Source organism: Streptomyces sp. NPDC002209, from assembly GCF_042890265.1.
Lineage (GTDB): Bacteria > Actinomycetota > Actinomycetes > Streptomycetales > Streptomycetaceae > Streptomyces.
The window spans coordinates 1-25,319 of sequence record NZ_JBIARX010000009.1; the positions used below are offsets into that span (position 1 = coordinate 1).

The 25,319-nt window shown below is 70.0% G+C and carries 23 protein-coding genes and 1 pseudogene; 14 read left to right on the forward strand and 10 right to left on the reverse strand.

All coding sequences use genetic code 11. From position 1 onward, the window contains the following. Positions 1 to 188: 188 nt before the first annotated feature. Complete coding sequence (locus ACFYXK_RS18945) at positions 189 to 851, reverse strand: deoxynucleoside kinase (RefSeq protein ID WP_389412123.1); 663 nt, start codon at positions 849 to 851, stop codon at positions 189 to 191. Positions 852 to 1,244: 393 nt separating this feature from the next. On the opposite strand from ACFYXK_RS18945, the gene ACFYXK_RS18950 reads away from it, so the two are divergent. After that, positions 1,245 to 1,502 (forward strand): hypothetical protein, encoded by a 258-nt coding sequence (locus ACFYXK_RS18950; protein ID WP_389412124.1) that lies wholly within the window; start codon positions 1,245 to 1,247, stop codon positions 1,500 to 1,502. A 122-nt stretch (positions 1,503 to 1,624) separates the two neighbouring features. On the opposite strand, the gene ACFYXK_RS18955 is transcribed toward ACFYXK_RS18950, so the two are convergent. Both ACFYXK_RS18955 and ACFYXK_RS18960 read right to left on the reverse strand, forming a co-directional pair. After that, positions 1,625 to 3,124 (reverse strand): UDP-N-acetylmuramoyl-L-alanyl-D-glutamate--2,6-diaminopimelate ligase, encoded by a 1,500-nt coding sequence (locus tag ACFYXK_RS18955; protein ID WP_389412125.1) that lies wholly within the window; start codon positions 3,122 to 3,124, stop codon positions 1,625 to 1,627. Positions 3,125 to 3,368: 244 nt separating this feature from the next. After that, positions 3,369 to 3,521, reverse strand: coding sequence for a hypothetical protein (locus ACFYXK_RS18960; protein ID WP_389412126.1), 153 nt, complete (start codon positions 3,519 to 3,521; stop codon positions 3,369 to 3,371). 237 nt (positions 3,522 to 3,758) lie between these two features. On the opposite strand from ACFYXK_RS18960, the gene ACFYXK_RS18965 reads away from it, so the two are divergent. From ACFYXK_RS18965 to ACFYXK_RS18980, 4 genes are all read left to right on the forward strand, one after another. Further along, positions 3,759 to 4,355 (forward strand): DUF6461 domain-containing protein, encoded by a 597-nt coding sequence (locus ACFYXK_RS18965; RefSeq protein ID WP_389412127.1) that lies wholly within the window; start codon positions 3,759 to 3,761, stop codon positions 4,353 to 4,355. Between the two features lie 115 nt (positions 4,356 to 4,470). Further along, positions 4,471 to 5,004 (forward strand): SMI1/KNR4 family protein, encoded by a 534-nt coding sequence (locus tag ACFYXK_RS18970; RefSeq protein ID WP_389412128.1) that lies wholly within the window; start codon positions 4,471 to 4,473, stop codon positions 5,002 to 5,004. Between the two features lie 276 nt (positions 5,005 to 5,280). Continuing rightward, positions 5,281 to 5,778 (forward strand): carboxymuconolactone decarboxylase family protein, encoded by a 498-nt coding sequence (locus tag ACFYXK_RS18975; protein ID WP_389412129.1) that lies wholly within the window; start codon positions 5,281 to 5,283, stop codon positions 5,776 to 5,778. A 22-nt stretch (positions 5,779 to 5,800) separates the two neighbouring features. Beyond that, positions 5,801 to 6,280 carry a hypothetical protein gene (locus ACFYXK_RS18980; RefSeq protein WP_389412431.1) on the forward strand — a complete coding sequence of 160 codons (480 nt, stop codon included), beginning with the start codon at positions 5,801 to 5,803 and terminating at the stop codon, positions 6,278 to 6,280. A gap of 850 nt (positions 6,281 to 7,130) precedes the next feature. Here ACFYXK_RS18980 and ACFYXK_RS18985 read toward each other — a convergent pair. Together ACFYXK_RS18985 and ACFYXK_RS18990 are read right to left on the reverse strand one after the other, a co-directional pair. Continuing rightward, positions 7,131 to 8,066: pseudogene (locus tag ACFYXK_RS18985) on the reverse strand (serine/threonine-protein kinase); the annotation flags it as partial. A gap of 62 nt (positions 8,067 to 8,128) precedes the next feature. Next, positions 8,129 to 8,548: a MarR family winged helix-turn-helix transcriptional regulator gene (locus tag ACFYXK_RS18990; RefSeq protein ID WP_389412130.1), complete on the reverse strand. Its 420-nt coding sequence runs from the start codon at positions 8,546 to 8,548 to the stop codon at positions 8,129 to 8,131. 61 nt (positions 8,549 to 8,609) lie between these two features. Between ACFYXK_RS18990 and ACFYXK_RS18995 the strand changes: the two genes are divergently transcribed. From ACFYXK_RS18995 to ACFYXK_RS19005, 3 genes are all read left to right on the forward strand, one after another. Next, positions 8,610 to 9,419, forward strand: a complete 810-nt coding sequence (locus tag ACFYXK_RS18995) for an alpha/beta fold hydrolase (protein WP_389412131.1) — start codon at positions 8,610 to 8,612, stop codon at positions 9,417 to 9,419. A gap of 207 nt (positions 9,420 to 9,626) precedes the next feature. Continuing rightward, positions 9,627 to 11,159, forward strand: a complete 1,533-nt coding sequence (locus tag ACFYXK_RS19000; RefSeq protein ID WP_389412132.1) for an APC family permease — start codon at positions 9,627 to 9,629, stop codon at positions 11,157 to 11,159. A 15-nt stretch (positions 11,160 to 11,174) separates the two neighbouring features. Beyond that, positions 11,175 to 12,812, forward strand: coding sequence for a flavin monoamine oxidase family protein (locus tag ACFYXK_RS19005; protein WP_389412133.1), 1,638 nt, complete (start codon positions 11,175 to 11,177; stop codon positions 12,810 to 12,812). A gap of 188 nt (positions 12,813 to 13,000) precedes the next feature. Here the strand turns inward: ACFYXK_RS19005 and ACFYXK_RS19010 are convergent, their stop codons facing one another. Continuing rightward, the gene (locus tag ACFYXK_RS19010; RefSeq protein ID WP_389412134.1) at positions 13,001 to 13,405 is read right to left on the reverse strand and encodes an SgcJ/EcaC family oxidoreductase; all 405 of its coding nucleotides are present in this window, start codon (positions 13,403 to 13,405) and stop codon (positions 13,001 to 13,003) included. Positions 13,406 to 13,499: 94 nt separating this feature from the next. After that, on the reverse strand, positions 13,500 to 14,297 hold the full coding sequence (locus ACFYXK_RS19015; protein WP_389412135.1) for an SDR family NAD(P)-dependent oxidoreductase: 798 nt from the start codon (positions 14,295 to 14,297) through the stop codon (positions 13,500 to 13,502). Positions 14,298 to 14,506: 209 nt separating this feature from the next. Here ACFYXK_RS19015 and ACFYXK_RS19020 point away from each other — a divergent pair, with 209 nt between their 5' ends. Both ACFYXK_RS19020 and ACFYXK_RS19025 read left to right on the forward strand, forming a co-directional pair. Beyond that, a complete protein-coding gene (locus ACFYXK_RS19020; RefSeq protein WP_389412136.1) occupies positions 14,507 to 16,069 on the forward strand; it encodes an alpha/beta fold hydrolase in 1,563 nt (520 codons plus the stop codon). Between the two features lie 26 nt (positions 16,070 to 16,095). Continuing rightward, a complete protein-coding gene (locus ACFYXK_RS19025; protein WP_389412423.1) occupies positions 16,096 to 17,184 on the forward strand; it encodes a serine hydrolase domain-containing protein in 1,089 nt (362 codons plus the stop codon). A gap of 139 nt (positions 17,185 to 17,323) precedes the next feature. Here the strand turns inward: ACFYXK_RS19025 and ACFYXK_RS19030 are convergent, their stop codons facing one another. Then, a complete protein-coding gene (locus ACFYXK_RS19030) occupies positions 17,324 to 20,080 on the reverse strand; it encodes an OmpL47-type beta-barrel domain-containing protein (protein ID WP_389412137.1) in 2,757 nt (918 codons plus the stop codon). A gap of 408 nt (positions 20,081 to 20,488) precedes the next feature. Between ACFYXK_RS19030 and ACFYXK_RS19035 the strand changes: the two genes are divergently transcribed. Then, entirely contained in the window at positions 20,489 to 21,058 is a 570-nt protein-coding gene (locus ACFYXK_RS19035) for a hypothetical protein (protein ID WP_389412138.1), read from the forward strand. 298 nt (positions 21,059 to 21,356) lie between these two features. Here ACFYXK_RS19035 and ACFYXK_RS19040 read toward each other — a convergent pair whose 3' ends face one another. After that, positions 21,357 to 21,761 (reverse strand): hypothetical protein, encoded by a 405-nt coding sequence (locus ACFYXK_RS19040; protein ID WP_389412139.1) that lies wholly within the window; start codon positions 21,759 to 21,761, stop codon positions 21,357 to 21,359. Between the two features lie 210 nt (positions 21,762 to 21,971). Between ACFYXK_RS19040 and ACFYXK_RS19045 the strand changes: the two genes are divergently transcribed. Continuing rightward, on the forward strand, positions 21,972 to 22,421 hold the full coding sequence (locus ACFYXK_RS19045) for a hypothetical protein (RefSeq protein WP_389412140.1): 450 nt from the start codon (positions 21,972 to 21,974) through the stop codon (positions 22,419 to 22,421). A 360-nt stretch (positions 22,422 to 22,781) separates the two neighbouring features. Here ACFYXK_RS19045 and ACFYXK_RS19050 read toward each other — a convergent pair whose 3' ends face one another. After that, complete coding sequence (locus ACFYXK_RS19050; protein WP_389412141.1) at positions 22,782 to 23,204, reverse strand: hypothetical protein; 423 nt, start codon at positions 23,202 to 23,204, stop codon at positions 22,782 to 22,784. Positions 23,205 to 23,638: 434 nt separating this feature from the next. Here ACFYXK_RS19050 and ACFYXK_RS19055 point away from each other — a divergent pair, with 434 nt between their 5' ends. Together ACFYXK_RS19055 and ACFYXK_RS19060 are read left to right on the forward strand one after the other, a co-directional pair. Beyond that, positions 23,639 to 24,232: a TetR/AcrR family transcriptional regulator gene (locus tag ACFYXK_RS19055; protein ID WP_389412142.1), complete on the forward strand. Its 594-nt coding sequence runs from the start codon at positions 23,639 to 23,641 to the stop codon at positions 24,230 to 24,232. Beyond that, positions 24,229 to 25,065: an alpha/beta fold hydrolase gene (locus tag ACFYXK_RS19060; RefSeq protein WP_389412143.1), complete on the forward strand. Its 837-nt coding sequence runs from the start codon at positions 24,229 to 24,231 to the stop codon at positions 25,063 to 25,065. Before ACFYXK_RS19055 ends, ACFYXK_RS19060 begins: the two co-directional genes overlap by 4 nt. Positions 25,066 to 25,319 lie beyond the last annotated feature (254 nt).

A 25,319-nucleotide genomic window follows, 5' to 3' on the forward strand; every position in this document is an offset into this window, starting at 1 on the left:
GCCCGAGTACTGGATGTACTCGGGCGCCCCGACAACGCGGCGAGGTGCGGTGCCAGGCGGCGCGGGTCAGGCAAGATCCGGAAGAGACGGCCTAGTCCGAGCCGACGCAGCAGTGCGGGCCGCCACCCTCCCCGGGTGGCGGCCCGCACTGCTGCACTGTCCAAGGGCCCCCTGGGCTCGCCCTGCGTTCAGGCCCGCTGCCTGACCGCGACCAGGGCGTCCTTGACCTCCTGCGCCACGCGGGCCGCGTCCTCGGGGTTGTTCACCACATCTGTGTGGTTCATGTCGACGACGAGGACTTCGCTGGCCGAGTAGTGCTTGTGCACCCAGTCGTCGTAGCCGGACCACAGCGTCCGGTAGTACTCGACGAGGCTCTCGTCCTGTTCGAAATCGCGGCCCCTCAGGCCGATGCGGTGCAGGACCGTTTCGAAGTCCGCCTTGAGGTAGACCATGAGATCGGGTGCCTTGCGGTACGGCAGGCCGTCGATTTCGCGCATCATCTCGCCCAGCAGTCCCTCGTACACCTGCATCTCGAGGGAGCTGATCCGGCCCAGGTCGTGGTTGACCTTGGCGAAGTACCAGTCCTCGTAGATCGAGCGGTCGAGGATGTTGTCGCCCTGCTTGTACGCCTCCTTGATCGAGGCGAACCGTGTCTGCAGGAAGTAGAGCTGGAGCAGGAAGGGGTAGCGCTTGGCCTGGATCTCCTCGGGGCTCGCCGTGTAGATGAGCGGAAGGATCGGATTGTCTGCCACGCTCTCGTAGAAGACTTCGCTGCCCAGCTCCTTGGCGAGCAGCTCGGCCACGCTCGTCTTGCCGATTCCGATCATGCCTCCGACGCAGATCACTGGCATACCTCGCTTCTCCCTGGGGGTCTTCTGTTCGTGGGCGGGTGGGCCGGGCACCTCACACCACTGAGACGCACGCCGACGGGCGCGCGATTCCCCGGGAGCTTCATGATCAGCATCACACGGTCCCCGTCCGGACCGGAACCCTGACACAGGCCGCTCTCATCGACTGGCCGGCCCGCCCTTTCCGCAGCCGCCCACAGCGACGAGCCGCGGCCCCGCGGCCAGCCTGAATCTTAAATGACGATTTGCTCCGTGCCGGCCAGAGCTTCGCCACCCGACTCACCCTCGCCTCTGACACGCGGCCGGGCCGGGCGGGCGGGGGCTGTCAGACCGGCCTCGTAGCGTCGAAGGCGAGGGCTCGGAGCGGCCGGGTCGCTGAGGACGAAGGAGCAGCCCATGGGCGAGATCAGTGTGGGCAGGCAGCACCTTGACCGGCTGCTGGCCGACAGCGCAGGTACGTACGGCGCCCCCTACCAGCGGGCCTTTGCCGAGCTCGCCGAGGTGCGTCGCGGTCGGCCCGTCGCCGAGATCCTGCCGTTGCTCCGGCGAGCCGCCGACGAAGCGCTGCTCGGCTTCACGGAGGCGGACCTACGGGAACAGGCGCAAGCCATCAGTACGGGCGAGCCGTACGTCCTGCGCGTCACCGTCACCTGATCCGTTGATCCGTCCGGCCTGGTACGCGATCGCTCGCCGTCCGGCCGGCCTCGCCCGGGGTCGCCGGGTATCCGGCACGTACGAACGGGACTGGCCGGAGCCGCGGGCTCCGGTGGCTCGGTTCAGGAGGCCGGGCCGGCCCCGGCGAGGTCGCGTACGGTCGCCATGTCGCTGAAGGGGAGGAGCTCCTCTCCCACGATCTGGTGCGGTTCGCTGCCCTTCCCGGCGATCAGGACGATGTCGTCGGGCCGCGCGGCGGCGAGCGCGAACCCGATGGCCCTGCGCCGGTCGGCGGAGCGTTCGTACGGGGTGCCTGTGGCCGCGATGCCGGGGGCGATCTGGTCCAGGATGGCCTCGGGGTCCTCGGTGCGGGGGTTGTCCGAGGTCAGGACGCACAGGTCGGAGTGGGTTCCGGCGATCCGGCCCATCTCGGCCCGCTTCGTGGTGTCCCGGTCGCCGCCGCAGCCGAAGACGGTGATGACCCGGCCGCGGGCGAAGCCCCGGATGGCCGTGAGGACCTTGTCGAGGGAGTCGGGCGAGTGCGCGTAGTCCACGATCACCGACGTGCCGGCGGGGGTCACGAAGCGCTCGAACCGGCCCGGTACGGGCGGCATCTGCGCGAGTGCGGCGACCAGTCCGTCCAGGTCGTGCCCCAGGACCCGGCAGGCCGCCACGGCCGCCAGCGCGTTGGACACGGAGAACCGGCCCGGCACCGGGACGGCCGCGGGGTACGCCCGGCCCGCGTGGTGCAGGGTGAACCGAGTGCCGGAGGCGTCCGCGACCAGGTCGGCGGCGCGGAAGTCGGCCTCCGCGTCGAGTCCGTACGTGGTCACCGCGCCCGGCATCATCGCCCGGATCCCGGCTCCCACGGCGTCGTCCACGTTGACCACCGCGTGCCGGCAGAGCCCCTGGAACAGCCGGAGCTTGGCGTCCGTGTAGCGGCCCATCGTTCCGTGGTCGTCCAGGTGGTCCTGGGTCAGGTTGGTGAAGACGCCGACGTCGACGAACGTGCGGTCCATCCGGTACGTCTGCAGCGCCATCGAGGTGGCCTCCAGTACCACGCTGCCCGTGGCCCGGTCGCGCATGTGACCCAGGAGGTACTGGAGGTCGGGCGATTCCGGAGTGGTCAGCACCGACGGCGGCATGGGGATCACCTCGTCGCCGATCCTGCTGCCCGCCGTTCCGATGACGCCCACCGAGGCGCCCTCCGAGATCCTCAGCAGCGACTCGACCATGTACGAGATGGAGGTCTTCCCGTTGGTCCCGGTGACCGCCACCACGTCCATGTGCCGTCCCGGCTCGCCGAAGTAGCGGGAGGAGGCGACGGCGGCGGCCTTGCGGGTGTCCGCCACCCGTACGACGCACACCGCGGGTGGCAGTTCCCGTTGCGGCGGCGCGGCGGCGGCTCCCGCCGCGTCGACGAGCACGGCCACCGCCCCGCGCGCGAGCGCCGCGCCGATGGCGGCGGGGCCGCCTCCTCGGTGGCCGGGTACGGCGATGAAGAGCGAGCCCGGCACGACCCGGTCGACGTCGAAGGTGGTGCCCGCGGTGATCCGCGTCGATGCGGCGTCACCCTGGATGACGTCGTGCTCGTGGCCGGTCAGCAACCCGCTCAACTTCACGGTGGTCCCTTCGGGAGCGGCGGCGGCCCGACGTGCGGCCCGCGCCTGGCGGCAGCGCCGACGGATCGCCGGCACTGCGGGTCATGGGGTGAGGGGCGAGGGGTCGCCCCGGGCGACGGGACCGGGAGGGGTCGGGGCGCGGTGGTCCGGCCGGGGCGGGCCGGAGGCGGGTGGGCTGTCCCGGGAAGGGGTACGGGAGGGGCCCGGATGAGGTGGGGTCGGCGGGGGACGGCGGCGGGAAGCGCTAGCCGTGGCCGTGCGGGGCGCCGCGGCCGACCGCGGGGGCCTGGCCGTCGACGGCGGTCCGGCAGCTGACGCCCGTCCGGTCCGCGCCGGCCGCACGCGCGGTAGGAGCGGCCTGCGGCAGGCACTCCTCCGTGACGCGTGTGCGGTTCATGGGCCGAGTCTACGGCCGCCCGCGCACCCCGGACGCCACGCCGGAGGCACGCAGCATTCCGCGCACGTCCTCGTAGCGGTCCAGGTGCGCTCGGATCTCCCGTTCGGTGCCAGAGGTGAATCGGGCCCAGGCGATCAGTCCTCGCGCACGGGCCCTGTCGGTTCTGCTGACTAGGGTGATCACTTCGATGGGCACGGATGGATGGGTGCCTGTGCCCGTGAGAGAGGGGGAGGCGCCATGAGTGGCGGCATTCAGTGGCTCGTGGATCAGGAAGAGTGGCACCACGGCGTGGTCTTCGCGCGTGGCATCGAGCCGATGGAGCTGGGCGTACGGATGGGCGGCACGCCGGGATCCGTCGTGTCACCGATCACGGACACAGAGGCGTGGAACATGGTCCTGGACCTGGCGACGGACGACGATGCCGTGGTGCGGGTCGGTGCCGGCGGTGGCTGGTCCTTCGCCGTCGAGTACGGGATGGGCAACGGGGGAGAGAAGCTGGCCGAGATCTCCCGGAACGGAGTGGAAGCCATCCACCTGGATCCCTCCCCGGACCATCCGCCGGCGATGTTCTCCTACGCCAGAGACGGTGCGGACGTCTGCAGTTTCGGAATCGGCGAAGAAGTCTGGCGATGGGGTGAGCAGCCGGACCTTCTGCTGCCGGAGCTGATAGCGGCCGGTGTGCTGCATCCGGACGGCGAGTACGCACGACCGGAGGACGAGTCCTACCGCGACCGCGACCGCCACACACTGGCTCTCATCGAGAGCCGATTCGGTCTCTCCCTGCCCCGCGATGAAGTGCTGAAGCAGCGCCTGCCGGCCTTCCTCATCGACTGAGCGGCGGCCTCGGATCGAGGCTCAGTAAGCGATCAAACTCCGATGGCACGCGCTGAACCCGGCCAACCTCCTTGGCGCCCGGGCTCATTGATCTCCAGGAAACAGGACTCCCGTCATGACCGAGGCCCTTGCACGTCTCTTCGAAATCGCCCCAGCGCCGAGTGAGCCCCGGCAGAAGGACTGGGGCGAGGCCGAGCGCCGCCTCGGAGTCGAGCTTCCCGCCGACTACAAGGACCTCATCCACACCTATGGAGGAAGTAACTGGGACGACTATCTGTACGTCCTGGAGCCCGGCTGCCCCAACGAAAACTACGACCTCATCGAATGGGCAGCGCACCAGGCCGAAGACCTGGAAGGCCTGTGGGAAATCGAGAGGGAGCCGGCGGAACTGGAGCTGGAGGGAGCCCGAGTCATCCCATGGGCGACCACGGACAACGGAGAATGCCTCTACTGGCTTGTCCGGCCGGGCCTTGAGCCGGACCGATGGACCGTCATGGTGAACGAGGCACGCGGCGACCGATGGGAGCATTTCTCCGTATCCTGCACGCAATTCCTCGCGTCTTCCCTTGACGGCGCGTTGCAGTCGAGCATCCTCTCGTCCCTGTTCCCGCGCGCTGCACATGAATTCCGCCGGCTCGGTGTGGTGTGACGACGGGCGCTCTGTCGGCCCCAAGGCTTCGGCGTAGCTGGGGCTGAGCGGCCATGGCCATGGCCGGTGCCGCCGTCCGGGCAGTCGATCTGCTCCCCGTCGGGCACGGGATCAGCCGCGGCAGCATGTGGCCGGCAGCAGGGCGCCGACCCGGCAGCGAGCGCGCTCTGTGCGCCGCGCCGCCGGAAAGATTCTCCGGATTCCTGTCACGTCTGGGCGTGCCCATCCGTCAGTGCTGTGAAGACGCCGATCAGGCCGACATGAAGGAGAGCAGCCATGACGAACACCTCCGCTTCCCGGATGTCCCGGATGCCCAACCCGGGCGAGTTCGTACCCGAGTTGAACGACATCAGCGCCGCCCTCTTCCGCGCCACCGGCAACCGCTCGGTGCCGCGCACCACGATGAGCCTGGTCCACCTGCGTGCCGGGCAGATCGTCGGTAACACCTACCTGACGATCCTGAACACCGGTTTCCTGCGCAAGGCCGGGGTGTCGGAGGAGCGCATCACGGCCGTGTCCTCCTGGCAGGACGCCCCGTACTTCACCGACGCCGAGCGCGCCGCGCTCGCCTTGGTGGAGGCCACCCTCCAGCCCGCCCCGCACGGCAAGGAGCGCGTCTCCGACGAGCTGTACGCCGAGGTGGCGCAGCACTACGACGAGAAGGCGCTGGCCACCCTTACGATCGCGATCGGTCAGATCAACTTCTTCATTGCCTTGGCCGTCATCGGCAAGCCCCAGCCGGTGACCTCCCTCGCCGATCAGCAGTGGGACTGACCCCCGACTCAAGGATGTGGACATGGCACTGGTCAAAAAGGGATCGCGGCTCATCACCGTGGACGGAACCACCTACCGGTGGCGACTCCGCGGACGGCCGACCTACGACCAGGGACTGGTCCAGTCGCCCCTTGCCTACGCGGTCGAGCACGCCGAGACCCCCGGCACCACGCTGGTCGTCACCACCAACCAGCCGCACCCGAGCAACTGGTTCGGAACACTCGGCAGGCCGATCCTGCCCGCCCAGGTCGCTGACAGCATCCGCACCGCTCTCACCACCGGCTGGACGCCCGGGAACCCCGGCTCACCGTTCCACCTCGACCAGTCAGCCCGGCGCCAACGTGCCCCCGTCGGCACGGTCGGCGACAGCGCCGGGCGCGCCGACGCCTTGCCCGCCGGGGGCACCCGGCTCCCGACCGATGGCGCAGGACTCCGTTCCGCCGCCCAAGACGCGTGGCCGCGGGAGGCTAACACGCGGGGGACGAGCCCTTCTGGCCGGTGAGGTCGCGGTTGTACAGCCACCCGGTGGTGTTCGTGCCGTCCACGCGCACGTACGTCCACTGGTTGCCGTACGAGTTGACGGTGTAGCAGTGGTACCAGAGCTTCGTGCCGTCCTTGACCAGGGCACCGGCGGGGCAGTTCTGGTACGGCGCGGCCAGCAGGTGGTGGTCGCCGGAAATGTAGCCGTAGGTGCCCGGCTTCGGGTCCTTGTGGGTCCAGCCGGCACAGCCCGTCGGTACGGGGCTCGGCTTGGTCGGGGCGGGCGCGGCCGCTGTCGAGGAGGGCGGTGCCGTGCTCGGCTTCTTGGAGGCGGCAGTGGAGGGCTCGGCCCCGGGACCGGAGCTGGAGGGGGAGGGACCCGGGGTGTCCGCGCCCGGCTGGCCGCCGGCCGCCGGGGAGTCGCCACCGGACACGGGCGTCGGCGCCACCGCCCGCACCCGGTCGCCGCCGCCCCCCGTGGTCACGGCGTAAGTGATACCGCCGGCGGCGAGTGCTGCGACGACCGCCGCGGCTATCGCCATACGGCTGCGGCGCCGCGCCCGGTCCGCGGCCTCGGAGTTCTGCGCCGCGGTCGGCGGCTGGCCCGGCGGGGGGAATCCGCTGTAGGGAGCCGGGACCTGGGGTTGCGTAAACGGTACGGCGCCCGCACCGCCATCGCCCCCACCACCGAAGACCGGCGGCGGCCCGAAGCCGGACGGCGGCCCCACGACGGACGCCGCCGTCGGGGTCGGCATCCCGGAGGCGGGTCCCGGCTGGACGGGCTGCGCCGCGGCAGCGGGACCCGGCTGCGCGGGCTGCGCTCCGGCCCCGCTCGCCGCCACCTGCTCCAGCATCGCGCGGGCCTGGTCGGCGGTGGGCCGGTTCGCCGGCTCCTTCGCCATCAGCGCCATCAGCACCGGGGCGAGCGGCCCCGCCCGCCGGGGCTCGGGCAGCGGTTCGGCGACGATCGCGGCCAGCGTGGACCACACCGAGGTGCGGCGGAACGGTGAGACGCCCTCCACCGCCGCGTACAGGGTCATCCCGAGGGACCAGATGTCCGAGGCCGGGCCCGGCTCCCTGCCCTGCGCACGCTCCGGCGGCAGGTAGTCGAGCGAGCCGACCAGCTGACCGCTGCGGGTCAGTTTCGCCGCGGCCTCTTCGTCGGCGGCGTCCATGGTGGCGATGCCGAAGTCGGTCAGCACGACCCGGCCGCCCCGCTCCAGCAGGACGTTGCCCGGCTTCACGTCCCGGTGCAGGACGCCCGCCCGGTGCGCGGCGTCGAGCGCGTCCATCAGCTGGGCGCCGATCGCGGCGGCCTCGTACGGGTCGAGCGCGCCGCGCTGCGCCACCACGTCGTCGAGCGAGGGCCCGTCGACGAGTTCCATGACGATGACCGGCAGGCCCCGCTCTTGGGTCACGTCGTGGACGGTGACGACCCCGCTGTGCCGGATGCGGGCGGCGGCCTGCGCCTCGCGCTCCATCCGGGTGCGCAGGTGGAGCAGTTCGGACTCGCTCGCGTCGGTGTAGGCCCGCAAGACCTTGACGGCGACCTCCCGGGCGAGCAGTTCGTCGACGGCTCTCGCGACCACTCCCATGCCGCCGCGGCCGATCACGGAGGTCACCCGGTAGCGCCCCCCGAGCACCTTGTCGACCAGGTCCCCGTCGTTCTCTTGCCCCTCTTGGCCCGCTGGCACCACATGCTCCGTTCCACGACCGGTCATTCGTCTGGATCGACGATCTGACGGGGCACAAGCGTAGATGCATGATCGGCGGGCAGACCGCGCGGCCTGCGCCCTTGCCCTGGCCATCCTCCGGTTCGCGGCGGATGCGACCGCGCGTCTTCGTGGCCGACGCTGCCGGGCCGCTCCGCTCAGCCGCCCGCGCCGCCGTCGATGCGTTGGAGCAGGTCGAGCAGTGTGGTGCGGTCGGCCTGGGACAGGTGCGAGTAGCACGAGGCGAGGACCTCGTCCGCGATCTGGTGCCCCGCGTTCAGGACCTCTTCGCCGGCGGGGGTGAGGTAGTGCTCGATGCGCCGGCCGCTGCCCGGTCTGCGGTCGATCAGACCCAGGGCTGTGAGTCGGCCGGCGAGCGTGCCGAAGGCCTGCTCGCTCTGGAACGTCGCCGCGGCCAGGGCCCGGGCCGGCGACCCGGGCGCGCGGCTGATCGCGCGGAGGGCGTCCCACTGCGCCAGCGTCGTGCCGACGCCGGCGAGGCGGCTGTCCAGTGCCCGGTGCTGCTTGTACTGGGCCTGCTTCACCGCTCTTCCAAGGACCTGCAGTTCATCGGACATGAGACCAGTCTAGAGCACAACTAAGCTTGTTTATATAAACAGTCTTAGTTATGGTCCTGGCATGCCATCGGACAAGAGCACCACCCTGTACCCGGACCTGCCCCTCACCCTGACCGAAGCCGGAACCGGCAGGCCCTGCCTGATCCTGCACGGCGGCGGGGGACCGGCCACGGTCGCCGGGCTCTCCTCCCACCTCGCCCGCACCGCGCACGCCATCACCCCGGTACACCCGGGATGGGACGGCACCCGCCGCCCGGCGTGGCTGACCGGCATCGACGATCTCGCCCTCGCCTACCTGCACCACCTGCAAGACCGCGGACTGCGTGACGTCCTGGTCGTCGGCTCCTCGATCGGCGGCTGGGCCGCGGCGGAAATGGCCGTACGGGACGCCGGCGGAATCATCACCGGGCTCGTCCTGATCGATCCCGTCGGAGTCCACGTCGAGGCCGAGCCGATCAGGGACTTCTTCGCGCTCGACGCCCACGGCGTGGCCGAGTACGCCTGGCACGACTCCGCCCGCTTCTACCGTGACCCCGAGACGCTCCCCGCCCGGCAAGTCGCCGTACAGCGTGACAACATGGCCACGCTGCGGGTCCTCGCCGGGGCCCCCTACATGCACGACCCGAAGCTGCTCCGCCGTCTGCGGCGCGTCGACGTTCCCGCACTCCTGCTCTGGGGTGAGAGCGACCGCATCGTCACGCCCGCCTATGGCGCCGCGTACGCCGAAGCCTTCGGGCGCGGCCGCCTCCAGGTCATCTCCGAGGCGGGCCACCTGCCACAGCTGGAACAGCCGGAAGCGACGTTCGCCGCGATAGACGGCTACCTGCGCGAGATGGCCGCCGACCCCCGTGGGCACGCGGCTGCCCGGTAGCGCGAGCCCAGGCCGGTGACGTCGGAGACGTGCCGGACGCGGCCGGACTCTTTTCCTCCGCATCACCGGGGGGTTACGGAGACGGCCCTCTCCTCGTTCGACTCGACAACTCGTCGTATCCGCAAGGGAATTATCGGCCCGCCTGTCGATTGTGGCGTACGTCACGCGGGGTGAGAGTGAGCGCCCTCACGACAGGAACGAGGAGCTATGGGCACGGATACCGGCACGGGCGGCGGCGCACCCCAGGTGCAGCGGCTCAAAGCCAATTCGGTGGGCCTGGTGGGCGTCGTCTTCATGGCCGTCGCCACCGCCGCCCCCATCACCGCGATGACCGGGAACCTCCCCATCGCCGTGGGCTTCGGCAACGGGACCGGCGCCCCCGCCGGCTACCTTTTCGCGACCGCCGTGCTGACCGTCTTCGCCGTCGGCTACGTCGCCATGGCCAAGCGGATCACCGCGGCCGGCGCCTTCTACGGGTACATCTCACACGGCCTCGGCCGGATCGCCGGCATGGCCTCCGGCATGCTCGCGGTCCTCGCCTACATCGTCTTCGAGGCGTCGATCGTCGGAGTCTTCTCCTACTTCGCCAAGACCACCGTCCACGACCAACTCGGCATCGACCTGCCCTGGATCGTCTACGCAGCCGCCATGCTGGCGGTCACTGCCGTCCTCGCGCATTTCGACATCAACCTCACCGCCAAGGCGCTGGGGGTGATGCTCGTCGCCGAGATCGCCGTGCTGTTCGCCGTCGCCACCTCCGTACTGGTCGCGGGCGGCGGCCCGGACGGGATACCCCTCGAGCCGGTGAACCCGAAGAACGCCTTCACCGGCACCTCCGCCGGACTCGGGCTCTTCTTCGCGTTCTGGTCCTGGGTCGGCTTCGAATCCACCGCCATGTACGGGGAGGAGTCCCGCGACCCGAAGCGGGTCATCCCCAAGGCCACCCTGATCTCGGTCATCGGCGTCGGCCTCTTCTACATCTACGTCTCCTGGATGACCATCGCGGGTAACGGCCTGGCCGAGTCCGTGGAGCTCTCCGCCTCCGCGAGCCCGCTCGACCTGTTCTTCGCGCCCACCCGGACCTTCATCGGCGGGTGGGCCGTGGACGCCTTCCAATGGCTGCTGCTCACCGGCTCCTTCGCCTGCGGCATGGCCTTCCACCAGTGCGCCGCCCGCTACCTCTACGCCATCGGCCGCGAGGGCTTCCTGCACCCGGGACTCGGCCGTACGCACGCCAAGCACGGGTCCCCGTACGTCTCCTCCATGGTGCAGACGGCCATCGCCACCGGCCTGGTCGCACTGTTCTGGCTGACCGGACAGGACCCGTACATCCACCTGTACACGCTGCTCGCGATCCTCGGCACGATGGCGATCCTCATCGTCCAGACGCTGTGCTCCTTCGCCGTGATCGGCTACTTCCGCAAGAACCACCCCGAGGACCGGCACTGGTTCCGTACCTTCACGGCTCCGCTGGCCGGCGGGATCGCCATGGCCGCCGTGGTCGTCCTGCTCCTGGTCAACATGCGCACGGCGGCCGGGCTGGCCGCCGACTCGTTCTTCTTCACGCTGATCCCGTGGATCGTCGGGGGCGTCTTCTTCGGCGGCCTCGGACTCGGCCTGTGGCTCAAGCACAAGGCCCCCGAGCGCTACACGATCATCGGCCGCGTCGTCCTGGAGGACGCTGCCGAACGCACCGACGGGCTCACCGACAGCCCCACCCCTTCCGCCGCGAACATCTGACGAGGAGCCACGACCATGGCCCGTACGCCACTGATGCACGAGCTCCGTCGGCTCGCCGCCGAACACGCCGCCGCCCGCCGGCTCGGCCTGCCCGTCGCCGAGGTCCGCGGCTCCACCCGCCGCCAGCTCCTCGGCCGGGCCGCCGCCCTCGGGCTCGGCGCCGCCGTCGCCTCGGCGGCGGGCCCCTCCGCGAGCGCCCACGCCGTGGAGGCCCTGCCCGAGAAGAAGCCCGTCACACCCGCCCGCGTGGCCGTCGTGGGCGCCGGGATCTCGGGGCTGACCGCCGCCCTCACCCTCAAGGACGCCGGCGTCGCCTGCACGCTCTACGAAGCCAATCCGAGCCGTGTGGGAGGCCGGATGTGGAGCCAGCGCTCCCTGTGGGCGTACGGGCAGACCTCCGAGATCGGCGGCGAGCTGATCGACACCAGCCACAAGAAGGTCCTGGAACTGTGCCGCCGTTTCAATCTGCCCGTCGAGGACTTCCTCGGCGGCGGGCCGAACGGAGCCGAGGAAATCCTCCGGTTCAACGGGGTCTACTATCCGCGCGCCCAGGCCGACGAGGACTTCAAGGCCGTCTACCAGGCGCTGCGCCGGGACCTCCAGGCGGCCGGCGAAGTCTCCTGGAACTCCTCGACCCCGGCTGGGACCGCGCTCGACAACATGACCCTGTACGAGTGGATCGAGACCCGGATCCCCGGCGGGCACGGATCGCAGCTCGGCCGCTTCATCGACGTGGCGTACAACGTCGAGTACGGGGCCGACACCGACCAGCAGTCGGCCTTGGCGCTCGTCCTGCTGATGGGCTACCAGCCCAACCCGGGCAACTTCAACGTCTGGGGCCTGTCCAACGAGCGCTACCACATCATCGGAGGGAACGACCAGCTGCCGAACGCCATGGCCCAGGCCCTGCCCGCCGGATCGCTCGTCATGGGCCGCGAGCTGGTCGCCGTACGCGTCTCGGCCGACGGCACGCAGACGCTGACCTTCAACGACGCGGGCGCCACCCGCACGGTCGTGGCCGACCACACCGTCCTGTGCCTGCCGCTGCCGATCCTCCAGCGGATCGACATCACCGCGGCCGGATTCGACCCGTTGATGAAGAACCTCCTGCGGGACGCCCGCATGGGCTACTGCACCAAGCTCAACATGCAGTTCACCAGCCGCCCCTGGCGCGGCACCGGCCCCTGGCCGGGGGTTTCCGCGGGTGACTGCTTCACCGACACCGATGTCCAGCAGACCTGGGACACCACCAAGGTTCAGCCGGGCAACGGGGGCATCCTCCTCCAGTACGGCGGTGGCAGCCTGGCCGGCTCGCTCACCCCCGGCAGCCCCTTCGCCACCGACTCCGACCCCTACGTACGCGCCCTCGCGGACCGGATGCTCACCGGGATCGACGCCTTCTTCCCCGGCACCAAGGCGGCCTGGACCGGTCGGGCGCAGCTGTCCGCCTGGCACCGCAACCCGTACTCGCTCGGCGCGTACTCGTACTGGCCGACGGGCTACCTGCACAAGTACGCCAAGTACGAGGGCACCGCGCAGGGCCGGATCCACATCGGTGGCGAGCACTGCAGCTACGACTTCCAGGGCTTCATGGAAGGCGGGGCGACCGAGGGGGAGCGGGCGGCGCAGGAAGTGATCGCCGCCCTGACCTGACCGAGGACCTGCCCAGGGATGCCCGTGCTGGGGGACGCCGGGGGCGCTGGCCTGTCCACCGCGTTCCCCTGCGACCGAGCGAGGCCGGCCCACCGCTGCGGTCGGGTGCTGTTCCAGCTTCTGGAGCAGCACCCGCTTCTCCACGGCACCGGTTCGGCAAACCCGCGGTCCGCTTCGAGGCCGCCGTCCTAGCCGGCGACGACCCCCGTGTTCTGGCAGGCGGTCAGCAGCCAACGACCGTCGGCTTGCTTCGAGATCACGTACAGCGGGGCGCCCTCGCTCTCCTCGCCCGGGGCCAGGTAACGCTGACGGACCTTGACCGCCGCGACGTCGGGGCGGATGAAGAGCACGTGGACCACCTCGTAGGTGACCTTGCCGTCCCAGCTCGCCGCGGGCAGGACCTTGCGGGTGAACTCCGAGATCGCGTCGAGGCCGATGAGGACCTTGCCGTGGGCCGTCGTCCAGATCGCGTCCGGGTGGAAGAGTCCGAGGAACTCGTCGGGGTCCTTGTTCTGCTGGGAGTGCTCGACGGTCGCGACGAGCTGCCTGATCGCTTCGACGTCTGCGGGGTGGGATCTGGATTCCGTGGTCATGCGGATCAGCGTCACGCCTCAAGTGTGGTTGAGGTCAAGCGTTTTGCGACCCGCTTCGTGACGCACTGGGCTCCGAGCCGCCTGGGCGGCTGCCTCACGTACGCAGGTACGAGGCCCCGTTGAGGTCCAGAACCGTCCCCGAGGCCCATTCGGCCGCCGGTGAGGCCAGCCACAGCACGGCGGCCGCGATCTCGTCCGCCGATGCCACCCGCCCGAACGGGCTCTGGGCGCGGATCGCCTCGCCCTCCGCCCCGCTCAGCCGGTGCGCGACCCGCTCCGTCTCGAAGAACCCGGGTGCGACGGAGGCGACGCCGATTCCGTAAGGGGCGAGGTGCACGGCGAGGGACTGACCCAGCGCGTGCACCGCAGCCTTCGTCGCCCCGTAGGCCGGATGGTCGGGCTCGCCACGGAAGGCCCCGCGCGAGCCGACGTTGACGATCCGGCCGCCGCCGCCCTGCTCGATCATGCGACGGGCCGCGAGGTGGCTCAGGTTCGCCGTCGCGAGGAGGTTGACGGATACGTGACTCTGCCAGGCGGCCGACCAGTCCTCGTACGAGGTGGTGGCGAGCGGGTGCGGGAGGTTCACGGCGGCGTTGTTGACGAGTACGTCCAGCCCGCCGAGTCCTGCGACCGAGGCCTCGGCGACGGCGTGCGCGCCGTCCGGGGTGGACAGGTCGCCTCCGGCGAGCACGTGCCCCGTACCGGCGAGCGAGCCGAGGGTTTCCTCGGCCTCCTCGCGCCGCGAGCCGAAGTGGACGGCCACCAGGTCGCCGTTGGCGGCGAACGCCTGAGCGAGCGCACGGCCGAGCCCGCGCGAGGCACCGCTGACGAGCACACGACGGCCGGTGGGCGGGAAGATGCTTGCGGAGGGGGAGGGCGCTGCGTAAGTCATGTGGATCATGATGCCCTCCCGGGCCGCGTCGTGAGAGAGCGAGCACATCCAGCTCGCCTCGGGCCGAGCGGCGGCAAGGACCGGCGGCCGCCTGCCGTCCTTGTGCGCGTCTTCGGACCACCCGGTAGCGTTGATGGCGTGCGTTCCGCCCACACCGCCGCGGCATCGCCCGGTGGGGCAGCCGTCGAGCGGCAGAGGACCGGGATCACATGGCAGAGCACAGCTTCCATATCGGGGCGCCGGCTGCAGGGGCCGCTGCCGCTCTGGCCCTCCTGGCAGCCCTCGGCCCGACGCCGGCGGGCGCCGCACCACCGCACACCGATCTCACCGGGCTCGGCACGGCCGCCGCGTCACGCTTCGTGCCGGGTCCCTGCCCCAGGACGCCTGAGCCGATCGAAGCGCTGGCCACCGCCCGGTGCGGTGTCCTGGAGGTCCCGGAGAACCGTGCCCGGCCCGGCGGCCGGACCATCCGGCTGGGCGTGGCGGTCATCCCGGCCGTCTCGGCGAAGCCCGCCAAGGACCCCGTGGTGTTCATGTCGGGCGGCCCCGGTGGCGAGACGTTCGACGACATCCCCTTCCTGGTCTCCTCCGGCCTGAACCGGGATCGCGAACTGATCGTCATGGCCCAGCGCGGCAATCTCTACGACGAGCCCGATCTTGCCTGCCCGGAACTGGACCGCTTCTACGCCCGGTCCGTGGGGCTCCCCTCCTACGCACCGCAGACGGAGCGGCTCATGCTCGATGCGGTGAAGCAGTGCCGGGACCGCCTGACGGCCGACGGGACCGACCTGAGCGCCTACAACAGCACCGAGAACGCGGCCGACTTCGCCGACCTGCGCACCGCGCTCGGCATCAAGCAGTGGAACGTCTACGGCCACTCGTACGGCAGCAACCTGGCCCTGACCTACCTGCGCCTGCACCCCCAGGGGATCCGCGCGGTGGCGCTCGACTCGATCGCCCCCGCGCAGTCCGTCTCCCTGCCGTTCGCCTGGGCCGGCGCGCGGGAGGGCCTCGACCACCTCTACAAGGCCTGCGCGGCGGAGCCCCGCTGCAAGAGCCGCTACCCGGACCTCGAGCGCACCCTGAACGAGCAGGTGCGCAAGCTGGAGGCCCGGCCGCTGACACTGAACGTCCGGCCGCCGCAGGGCGGAGACCCGGTGAAGGTCGTCCTCGACGGCGGAGCACTGCTGAACGTGCTGGTCGCCAAGGCGATCCCGCTCGCCGACGTCCCGGCGGCGATCGACGAACTCGGCCGCGGACATCCGGAGCGCTTCGCCCGGGCCCGTGCCGCCGGTTCGGTCCAGGTCATCGGCCAGACCGCCCACGGTATGACGAATTCGGTGGTGTGCAGCGAGTGGGTGCCGGGTCACTCGGCGGCCGATGTGCTGAACGCGGGCCGCCGCGCGTTCCCCGACTGGCCGCAGTCGGTCCAGGCCCAGGCACCTCAACTGGCGTTCCAGGAGCAGGTGTGCCGTGTCTGGAACGTCCCGGACCGCACCGCAACGCAGCGGCTGGCCCCCGCCGGTGCGGTGCCCACGCTCTTCCTCAACGGGACGTTCGACATGAAGACCGGGGCGAGCTGGGCGCAGAAGACGGCCCGCATGCTGCCCCACTCGACCACCGTGCAGATCCCCGGCATCGGCCACTGGGTGGTCCCGCAGTCGCCCTGCGCCCAGAAGGTGCTGGCCTCCTTCCTCGCCCGTCCGGCCGCGCCCGATACCGGCTGCGTGGCGGGCCTGAGGTGGGAGCCGTTCACGATCACCCCGAAGTGACCGGGAGGGCAGTGTCCGTGAACCGGATGGCGTCGTTGTGCACCGCCGGGGGCACCATCGTCGTGGTCGTCCTGGCCGGTATCGCGAGCCCGCACGCATACGCGACCGGCGATGACCGCGAGAAACGCAGTGCAGAGGTTCTCCGGAAGCTGGTGCCTTCTCCTGATGGCCCGGGCTGTGCGGCAGCCGTCGGCACACGGGGAAGCGTCGTCTGGGAGGCGGGGAGGGGGAAAGCTGATCTGACGACCGGGCGCGCCATCACCTCGAAGACCGTCTTCGACATGGCGTCCAACTCCAAGCAATTCACCGCAGACGCCGTCCTCTTGTTGGCCGGGCGACACCAACTCGCACTGGACGACCCCCTTTCCGACTACCTCGACAACCCGCCCGCATGGACGCGGAACGTCACGCTGGGCGACCTGATGCGTCACACCAGCGGTATCACCGACTACCAGGATCTGCTGGAGGCCAAGGGCATCAAGCTGACGGATCCGGCCGGCCAGAAGGAAGCGATCGCAGCCATCCTCGCCTCACAGCCGGAAGATCCGCCAGGCAAGCGTTTCTCCTACTCCAACTCCAACTACGTCCTCCTGGCGCATGTCGTCGAGAGGGTCACCGGAAAGCCGTTCCCGACCTTCCTCCAACGGGAGTTCTTCACCCCACTGCACCTGCGCATGGCGTTGTCCCCGGCAACGGACGTTCCCGGCAAGGCAAAGTCGTACGACGCGAAGGACGGCTCCTTCACTCCCAATTCCTCCCCCTGGAAGCAGTACGGAGACGGCTCCGTCCAAACCACCCCTGGGGAATTCGTCCGCTGGGCCGACAACTACCGCACGGGTCGCATCGGCGGAGCGGAACTGCTCGCCGGGGTCACGGAGGGAGCGGTGAGCGTGGGCGACGTCCTGCGCATGCGTGGCATCGATGCAGGGCGGTACGGGGCCGGAATCCTCCTTCTCCCCGACAAGAGCCTGGTGCATCGCGGCGACTGGGAGGGGTTCCACAGCACCTTCAAGGTGAGCCCGGACCGCAACACTGCCGTCACCGTCGTGTGCAACGTGGATTCGCCCGACAACTTCCGTGCGGCAAACCAACTCATGGACATCTGGACGAAATGACGCGCCCGGGCCGTCCTCATCGGTGTCACGGTGAGAACGGTGAGGACGGTGAGCCGGCCGAATGGCGACTCGCCCTGTTGCGTGCCGGCCCGGCCCCGGGATCGGGGCCGGGCCGGCACGCTCCTATGGGTTGTGGGTGTCAGCGGAGGGTGAAGGGCGCCACGTGGGTGGTGGTGTCAGCTCCACTGATGGTGAATTCGAGGTTGTAGTTGCCGTTGGGCAGCCCGTTCGTGCTGACGGGGAGGCCGTAGCTGGCGAACACGGGGTTGTAGGCGAACCGGCCCGTGACCGGCCTGGTGACCGGACCGGTGACCCGGACGGCCGTCAGCGTGATGTTCGAGCTGGAGAGGTTGTTGCCGTTGGCGTCGCAGATCCGCAGGCTGAGCACGACCTGGCCGAGCAGGCGGACCGGCCGGGCCGGGTCGTAGAGCAGGCAGATCCGGTACGCCACCGTGTAGGTGACGCTCTTGGTGGACGGGTTCGTGGCGACGTCCTTCGCATTCACCGTGAACGTGTGCGAGCCGAGCGTCGAGGTGTCGACCGCACTGCCGTTGGGCGCCGTGCCGACGCAGCTCGCCACTCCGGAGGTGGCGTCCGTGCACGAGTAGGAGGCGGTGACCGCCTGGCGGTACAGGTATGTGCCGGCCACCGGTCGGACGATGGTGATCGACGGCGCCACCGTGTCGAGCCGCACAGTGATCGTCTGCGGTGCGGAGGTGTTGCCGGCGTTGTCGGTGGCGGTGTAGGTCACCATGGTCACGCCGTTCACCGTGATCGGGACGGCAGCACTGGCGCCTGAGACGATGGTGGATGCGATCGGCTGGGCGCCGCTCGCACTGTAGGTGATCTTCTGGACGCCGGAGGCGCAGGCGCCCTCACTGGCGCTGATGTTGACGGTGGCCGGGCTGGTCGTGTTCCAGCCCGCGCCGTTCGGTGCGGGGGAGACGCTCGCGGAGACGGTCGGTGCGGTCGTGTCCGGGTCGTAGGTGAACTGGTCGGCGGCGGTGATCGGGCTCGTGCCGTTGGGGGTGGTCACGGTGACGTCCACCGTGCCCCGTGCCTGCGGCGGCACCTGCGCGGTCAGCTCCTCCGGCCCGCTCACGCTCACGTTCGTGGCAGCCACTGAGCCGAATTTGACGGTGGTGCCGCTCGTCGGGAACTCCGTACCGCGCACGGTCACGGTGTTCACGCACTGGGCCAGTTCGGGCGCGTGGTTCGGGGTGACGCCGGTGACGGTGGGCGGGGACAGCGTGACCCGGTCCATCGCGGTGCCCCAGTCGCCGCCGGAGATCCCGGTGTTGCCGGTCGCTCCGATCTGCTGGACCGTCCAGACGTCCTTGGGGTTGCTCGGGTCGCGGGCGGTGCCCGAGTAGTCGCCCCAGCGGCTGTCGCCGTTGCAGCGGCATGCGTAGGCCTCCGTGCCCGCGGCGTAGAAGTCGCCGAACGTGGTCGCCGGGAAGTTGCCGCCCGGCACTCCGATCGCGACGGCGGTGGGGAACATCGTGGTCGAGGACGCGGTGAACCCGGAGAACAGGTCGTCCTCGTCGTTCAGAGCCAACGAGCCGTAGTAGATGTCTCCGCCCACGAGGCCGAGATTGAGGTTGGTCGCCAGGCTCTGGCCGCCGCCGGTCGCGATCTGGACGTAACGCTGGCAGTTGTGGACCGCGGTGTCGCCGAGGGGGGTGCAGCTGACGTTGAAGACGCCCCACAGGTGGTTGTTCTGCCAGGCGACGGAGAGCATCCTGTCTTCGTTCGTCGCGATGGTGGCGTCGCCCCCGGGCGGCTGAGCCGCGCATCCCCTTTCGCCGCCACACGTCGGTGGTGGGGGCGCGGTTCCGATGGCGATGGTGTTCACGGTGCGGTTGACCGCACTGACGCCGGGCACACCGGTGATCGTGGTCACCAGCACGTCGGTGCCTTCGTGCTTCATCGAGAGCTGATCGTTGATCCCGGACAGCGAGGTGGCCGGGACGGCGTCGTCCAGGCTGGTGTCCTGGGCGAACGTCGTGAGGCTGATCGCGCCGCCGGCCAGCAGGTCCGCCTTGTTGACGACCACGTTCACCGCGCCCAGGAACACTTCGGGGTCGGCTGCGAGGTCGAAGTTGTTCCAGCTCAGTGTGACCTTGTCGTTGCTGTACCCGAGCAGTGGCCGGTCCTGCTGGACGTTGGAGCTGTTGCTTCCGATGTTGTACACGGTCCAGTGCCCGCGGGGGTCGGAGCTGTCGCTGACGGCGACGTCGACCTCGTCTCCGTTGGCCAGGATCCCCTCGTACGAGGCGAAGAACCGGCCGGAGCCCGCGTCGTAGTGCACCCGCGGATCCCCGCCCGTGCCCGCCGCGAACCCGAAGAAGGCCCCCAGGTCGAAGCGCGAGCCCACCGTGTTGCCGGCCTTGTCGTAGATCTGGCCGGAGCGGTTCACGAACTGGACGATGTAGGTGGGCCCGACCGCGAGATTGGTGTCGGAGGGGGTGATGCTGTCGCCGTTCCCGAGCGTGGAGAAGCTCTTCAGCCGCTCCACCACGGCCGAGGAAGGCGCCGCCTTCGGCGCCGTCGCGCCCTTCGGAGTCAGCATCGCAGTGGTGACCGGCAGGCTGGGCTGCTGCATCGGCCGTAGCGGCGCCTGCCGCTTCGGAGGGGCGAGGTAGGGCCGCATCCGCGGCTCGGCGGTGCGTTTGGGCCGAGGCAGCGCGCTCACGTCCACGTGCTGCTTCACCTCCGCCCGAGACAGCGTCCCCTCGCCCCCCGAAGGCGAGGGGACGCCGGCCGAGGGCGGGGTACTGGGCCGCGGCTCGGCGAGCGCCGCGCCGGCCGGCGCGGCCGCCGTGAGCGTCACGGTGAGTGCGAGCAGGAGCGCACGCGGCCAGCCGCGCGCCGCGCGCATCACTCGTCGGTTCATTCGGAGAGGCCGTCGCATCGACATGGGCTCCCCCCTTCGGCCTCGTTCGGAAGTCCGGTCCCACCCGCGCGTCGGCGGCGGGCGACAGCTGTTCTGCGGTAGCTGTTGATCACGGGCGGTGTCTATCGGAAGGAGCCGCCACGCGTCACGGCTCGCGGGGTGCCGTGCCGACACTTCCCCCTCCTGGCCTACAGCCGGGCGCGGAGTTCGCGCTCGAGGACTCACACCTGTGCGTTTGTTGCGCAGGCGTAGGCGTGGGGGCATGCCAGGCACCCGGCGGGCGCCAGGAATGCGGTTGATGACGGGGACGATGTCGCCAAGTTGCAGCACCGCCTGATTGCTTGACTCGTGTACTGCCCTCGCGGGGGTGGTGGCCGGTGCGGTGAGCGTGCCGCGTACGGTCAGCGCATGCACGATCAGCGAGACCAGGAAGAAGACGGAAGCAAGCCGGAGCACGGGCAGGCTGCCCCGCCCACCGGTACCACCGACGGGGTTGCAGAGGCCGAAGCGGTGGTGTTCGTGTGCGCCACATGCGGCGCCGCCCTGACGGGGCCACTGACCAGGCTGCCCGCCGTACCCGAAGCTCCGTACTACGCATGGTGGGACGCCGATGAGCCGGGTCCGTCACCGGCGACCGTGCCGTCAGGCTGCTATGCGATCGAGACGGAGCCCTACGGCGCGCCCTTGGTCGTCGCCCAGGTGCCCGGGCCGGTGATGCCACGCCACGGAGGCCACTGGAACGTGGACGGGAAGCCGTTGGTGTCGCAGGGCCCGCGAGGCAACATCGTCATCAACCCGGACGACGCCCGCGGCCTGCGGCTTGAACACGCCTCTCCCGCCTGCTGCGGAGCGACCCCCGACGGCGGATTGAACCAGTTGTGTGTCTGCGGAACCCTCGTCGCGACCCTCTGCTCCGACTGCTGCCTGCCCTACGAGCTCCATCTCTCGGCCGACCACGTCCGCAAGGTCCGCCCCTGAACCAACAGCGGGCCCTGCAACGCCTGCTGCCCGGCATGGCGGTCCCCCGCATGTCCGGCATGCCGGCAGTCGCGGGCGCGGACAACTCCCGCCTCGTGGAGGTGGGCGCTGCCCGCGGGTTGATGTCTGCGATCATCCGGTGGACGGCGACGGGTGACTCACGGACGTGGTGTTCCTCGTCGACTCGGACCACTTCAATGAGCCGGTGCGCCTGACCCCGCCGACGCCCGTCTTTCCGTAGCTGTCGAGGGGGACGGCCCTGGCCTTGCGCGGGGATCTGCACGGTGCGCGATGACGGTCAGGGCATTTCGTCCGGGTCGCAGGTTGCCCGGCGCAGACCGATGGTGCGCAGGGCGCGCATCAGTCCTTCCTCGTCGCCCGCGCGGACGATGTGGACGGCTCCGTCGACCGTGAAGCCGTCGAGGTCGCCGGGAGCCGCGTCGGCTCTGGTGCGGAGTACGACCCCGCTCGGCGGGTCCAGGGCGCGTACGCCGTGGAAGATGCCGACTGCGGCCGGGTCGTCGCGGAAGCCTCCGGCCAGGGTGAGCACGGTGATGTCGGGGAGCAGGACGCGGGCGTGGGCGAGAGCGACGTCGGGCGTGCGGGCGTGGGAGATGACCTGGAAGTGGGGGTTGCGCTGGATCCGCGACCTCAGCCGCTCCAGTTCCTCGCCTTCCGGTACGCCGACCACCAGGACTGTCATCACAGTTCCTCATTCTCCGCCTGTGGCGCGCGTTGAGCGGGACGTCGGTGAGCGCGGCGCCTCGCGGCGGCTGGTGCCGGCACGTACGAAACCGACGTTCGACGATCAGCTACACGGTGCAGTGGGTGCAGGACGGTCGGCTACAACGGGCTGTTTCATGCCCGATCGCGGTCACTGATCGATGCGCGGGCTGTCGTAACGACATTCCTGGTGGCAAACTCCTCGATCACAACCACGACGGCACAGGCCCTTCGTGAACAGCGCGACCGGCGTCGATCCACTTACCGGGAGATGATGAACTGCGCGCACGCATTCAACGAGGTCACCTGGCAGATCGACGACGTCGACGCGGCGCGTGACCGCGAGACCAAGGACCGGCTCCTGACGCGGATGTATGAGCGCATCGGCCCGGCCATCGGGAACATGAACAAGGCAACCCATGAGGTTCGGCTCGACGGTCCTGCCGAGGTTTCCGCCGCGGCGGAGCAGGTGAGGCAGATGGCGCGACGCCTGCAGCCGCCGCTGAAGGCGCTCATCGGTGACGACACCGCCGAGCGGAGACACGACTACGACGCTGCGTACCAGGATTTCCGGGGCACCTACATGACGTTCGTCGGCTTGGCGCAACAAGCGTTGGAGGTCAGGGGCGAAGAAGGGTGAACCCATCAGAGGGGAGCCCTCGTGGCCTACGCAGCACGACTTCGTAACCGGCCGTAACCGGCCGTAGCCGGCCGTAGCCGGCGAACTCGAAGTCGCCCCTTTCATACCCCGTGACCAGTCCTTTCATCGATTGGCATGCAGCACGGGTTCGTCGCCTGCCTGTCGTCCTGTGCCGGCGAATGCTGGGCGCGCGCGTGCCCTCGAAGCATGCGCGGCCCTCCTGGGGTCCCTGCCCGGATCAGGCCTGATGCCACGCCGGCGCATGCGGACGCCGGAGAGGCTGCGGCCTCTCCGGCGTTTGCTGTGTCGGGCGGCTCCCCGGGGCGTGTTTCCGGGGAGCTGTGGGGGTTCGTCCGGTTCTCACTTGCCGAGCTTGGCCTTGAGTTGGTCCTTGAGCTGGTCCTTGATGGTCTGCTTGTTGACCTGGCCGCCGGTGCCGGTGCCGTCGCCGCCCACGGCGGTGGCGTCGCCGGTGTTGACGGCATCGGCGCTGGCGCTGCCGCCGGTGGCGTTGCCGGTCTTGATGTCGCATCCGCCTTCGCAGTTGTTGACGCCGCTGCTGGCGTTGCCGCCGGTGGCGGTGCCGCCGACCGTGGTGTTCTCGGCGTTGGCGTCTCCGCCGGTGCCGATGCCGTCGGCGCTGTCCTGGGGGAGGGTGACGGCCTGCTGCGGGGCGGCGACGGGTGCGGCCATGGCGGTCGCCGGCAGGGCGATGCCGCCGCCGACCAGTGCCAGGGAAGCTCCGGCCAGAACGATACGGCGGGTCGGGAAACGCTCGAACATGGGAATTCTCCATTCGGCATGAATAAGGGTTTGTGTGCCGCCCCGCTGAATAGGCCGGGGAAATTCTTTCGGCCTGTTGTTCTCCGGTGGGTTTCCCCGGTGAGGGCGTACTTCAAATAAACCCTGTGGGGGAGCGGGCGTCACGCCACTCGAATACGTGGCTTGACGCCACGAGCCGATCTTGATAAACGGTCGGTCCGTCGCGGTCCGGTGTGCGGTGCGCACGGGCTTGGCGGCGGCCATGCATGCCTGGTCGATCCTCGGAATGTGCTCCTTTTTTCGGCGCCAGAGGGGGCGGCAGCAGCGCATCGTCGAGCCTGACGTCGTCCGGGTCCAAGCCGGTCCGCCGCAGGGACGCGGCCCGTGACGCCTCTCATTTGGCATTCCTAGGACCTCTAGGTTAAAACTATGAGTCCTAGGTTTGGGGAGGACGCATGGTGCGGGCAGGGCTGACAGCGGAGCGGGTGACGATCGCGGGCGCCGACCTGGCGGACGAGGTCGGGCTCGACCAGGTGACCATGTCGCAGTTGGCGCGGCGGCTGGGCGTGAAGGACGCGAGCCTGTACTCGCATGTCCGAGGCCTGGAGGATCTGCGCGGCCGGATCGCGCTGCTGGCTGCGGACGAGAAGACCATCCGTATCGCGGAGGCGACCTCTGGGCGGGCGGGCAAGGACGCGCTGGTCGCGTTTGCCGACGCCTGGCGGGAGTACGCCCACACGCATCCGGGCCGCTACACGGCGACGCAGACCCCGATCCAGATCGACCCCGAACTGGCCGCGAAGGCGTCCGGACCACGGCGCGCGGTCGAGCTGACCTACGGCATGCTGCGCGGCTACGGACTGGCCGAACCGGACCTGACCGACGCGGTCCGGTTGCTGCGCAGCACGTTCCACGGCTTCGTCACCTTGGAGGCCGCGGGCGGCTTCGCACACGAACGTTCACCGCAGCAGTCCTGGGTCCGCGCACTCGAGGCCCTCCACACCCTCCTGGAGCACTGGCCCCGGTCCCAAGAAGGAGACTCCGCATGACTGGCCCGACCATTGGCAGCCTGCGCGTGCACGGCGCGACCCTGCACTACGAAGTGCGCGGCCAGGGCCCGCTCCTGCTACTGATCCCCGGAGGGACGGGCGGCGCGTCCTCCTTCGACGGCATCGCCGACGACCTGGCCGCCGCGTACACCGTTGCGACCTACGACCCGCGCGGCATGTCCCGAAGCACGCTGGACGACCCCGAGGCCGAGCAGCGAGTGGCCGAGCACGCCGATGACGCCTTCCGGATACTGGACCTGCTGTCGCCCGGTGAGCCCGCGCGTGTTTTCGGCTCCAGCTCGGGCGCGATCGCCGCCCTGCACCTGCTCACGGCCCATCCCGAACGCGTCGAACGCCTCGTGGCACATGAGCCGCCGGTAGTGGAGGTCCTGCCCGATGCATCCGCACACCGCCTGCTCATCGCGCGCGTGCAGGCCACACTGCGCGCAGAGGGGCTCATGCCGGCGATGGCCGTGTTCGCCGCGGGCCTGAAGAAGGCCGGCGACAGCACCGAGCAGAAGGCCGAGACCAAGCTTCCGCCGCAGGCAGCGGCGCGGGTCGAGCGGACGATGGCCAACCTGCCCTTCTTCGTTGGGCGCATCGTGCCGAGCTTCATGTCCTACGCCCCCGACACCCACGGGTTGGAGGCACTGTCGGACCGGCTCGTGCTCGCGTGCGGCCAGGACTCACGCGGCGAGCTGCCCTACCGTCCAGCCGCTCTTCTGGCCGAGCGTCTCGGCACCGAACTCCTGCACTTCCCCGGCGGCCATACCGGCCTGACCACGCACCCCGCCGAGTTCGGCGAGCTCCTCGCCAAGGCCTTCCGAGCCTAGACCCGAGCCGGACTCGCCCGGGTCGGCGCCCCGAAGTGGTCACCGGGCATCACATCTGCAACTGGCCGGCGAGGCGGTCTGGTTCCGTCTAACCGAGCTCATCAAGTTGACCGTACGCAATCCAGCGTTACGCAGGGCGTGTTGTGGTACTGCGGCACTCGGGTGGTTCCGTCGACGTTCACGCTGTTGTAAGGGTCTCCACTCGGCCGGGTGACCCCGAGGTCGTCCTTCTCGACCGTGCGGGTCAGCTTCTT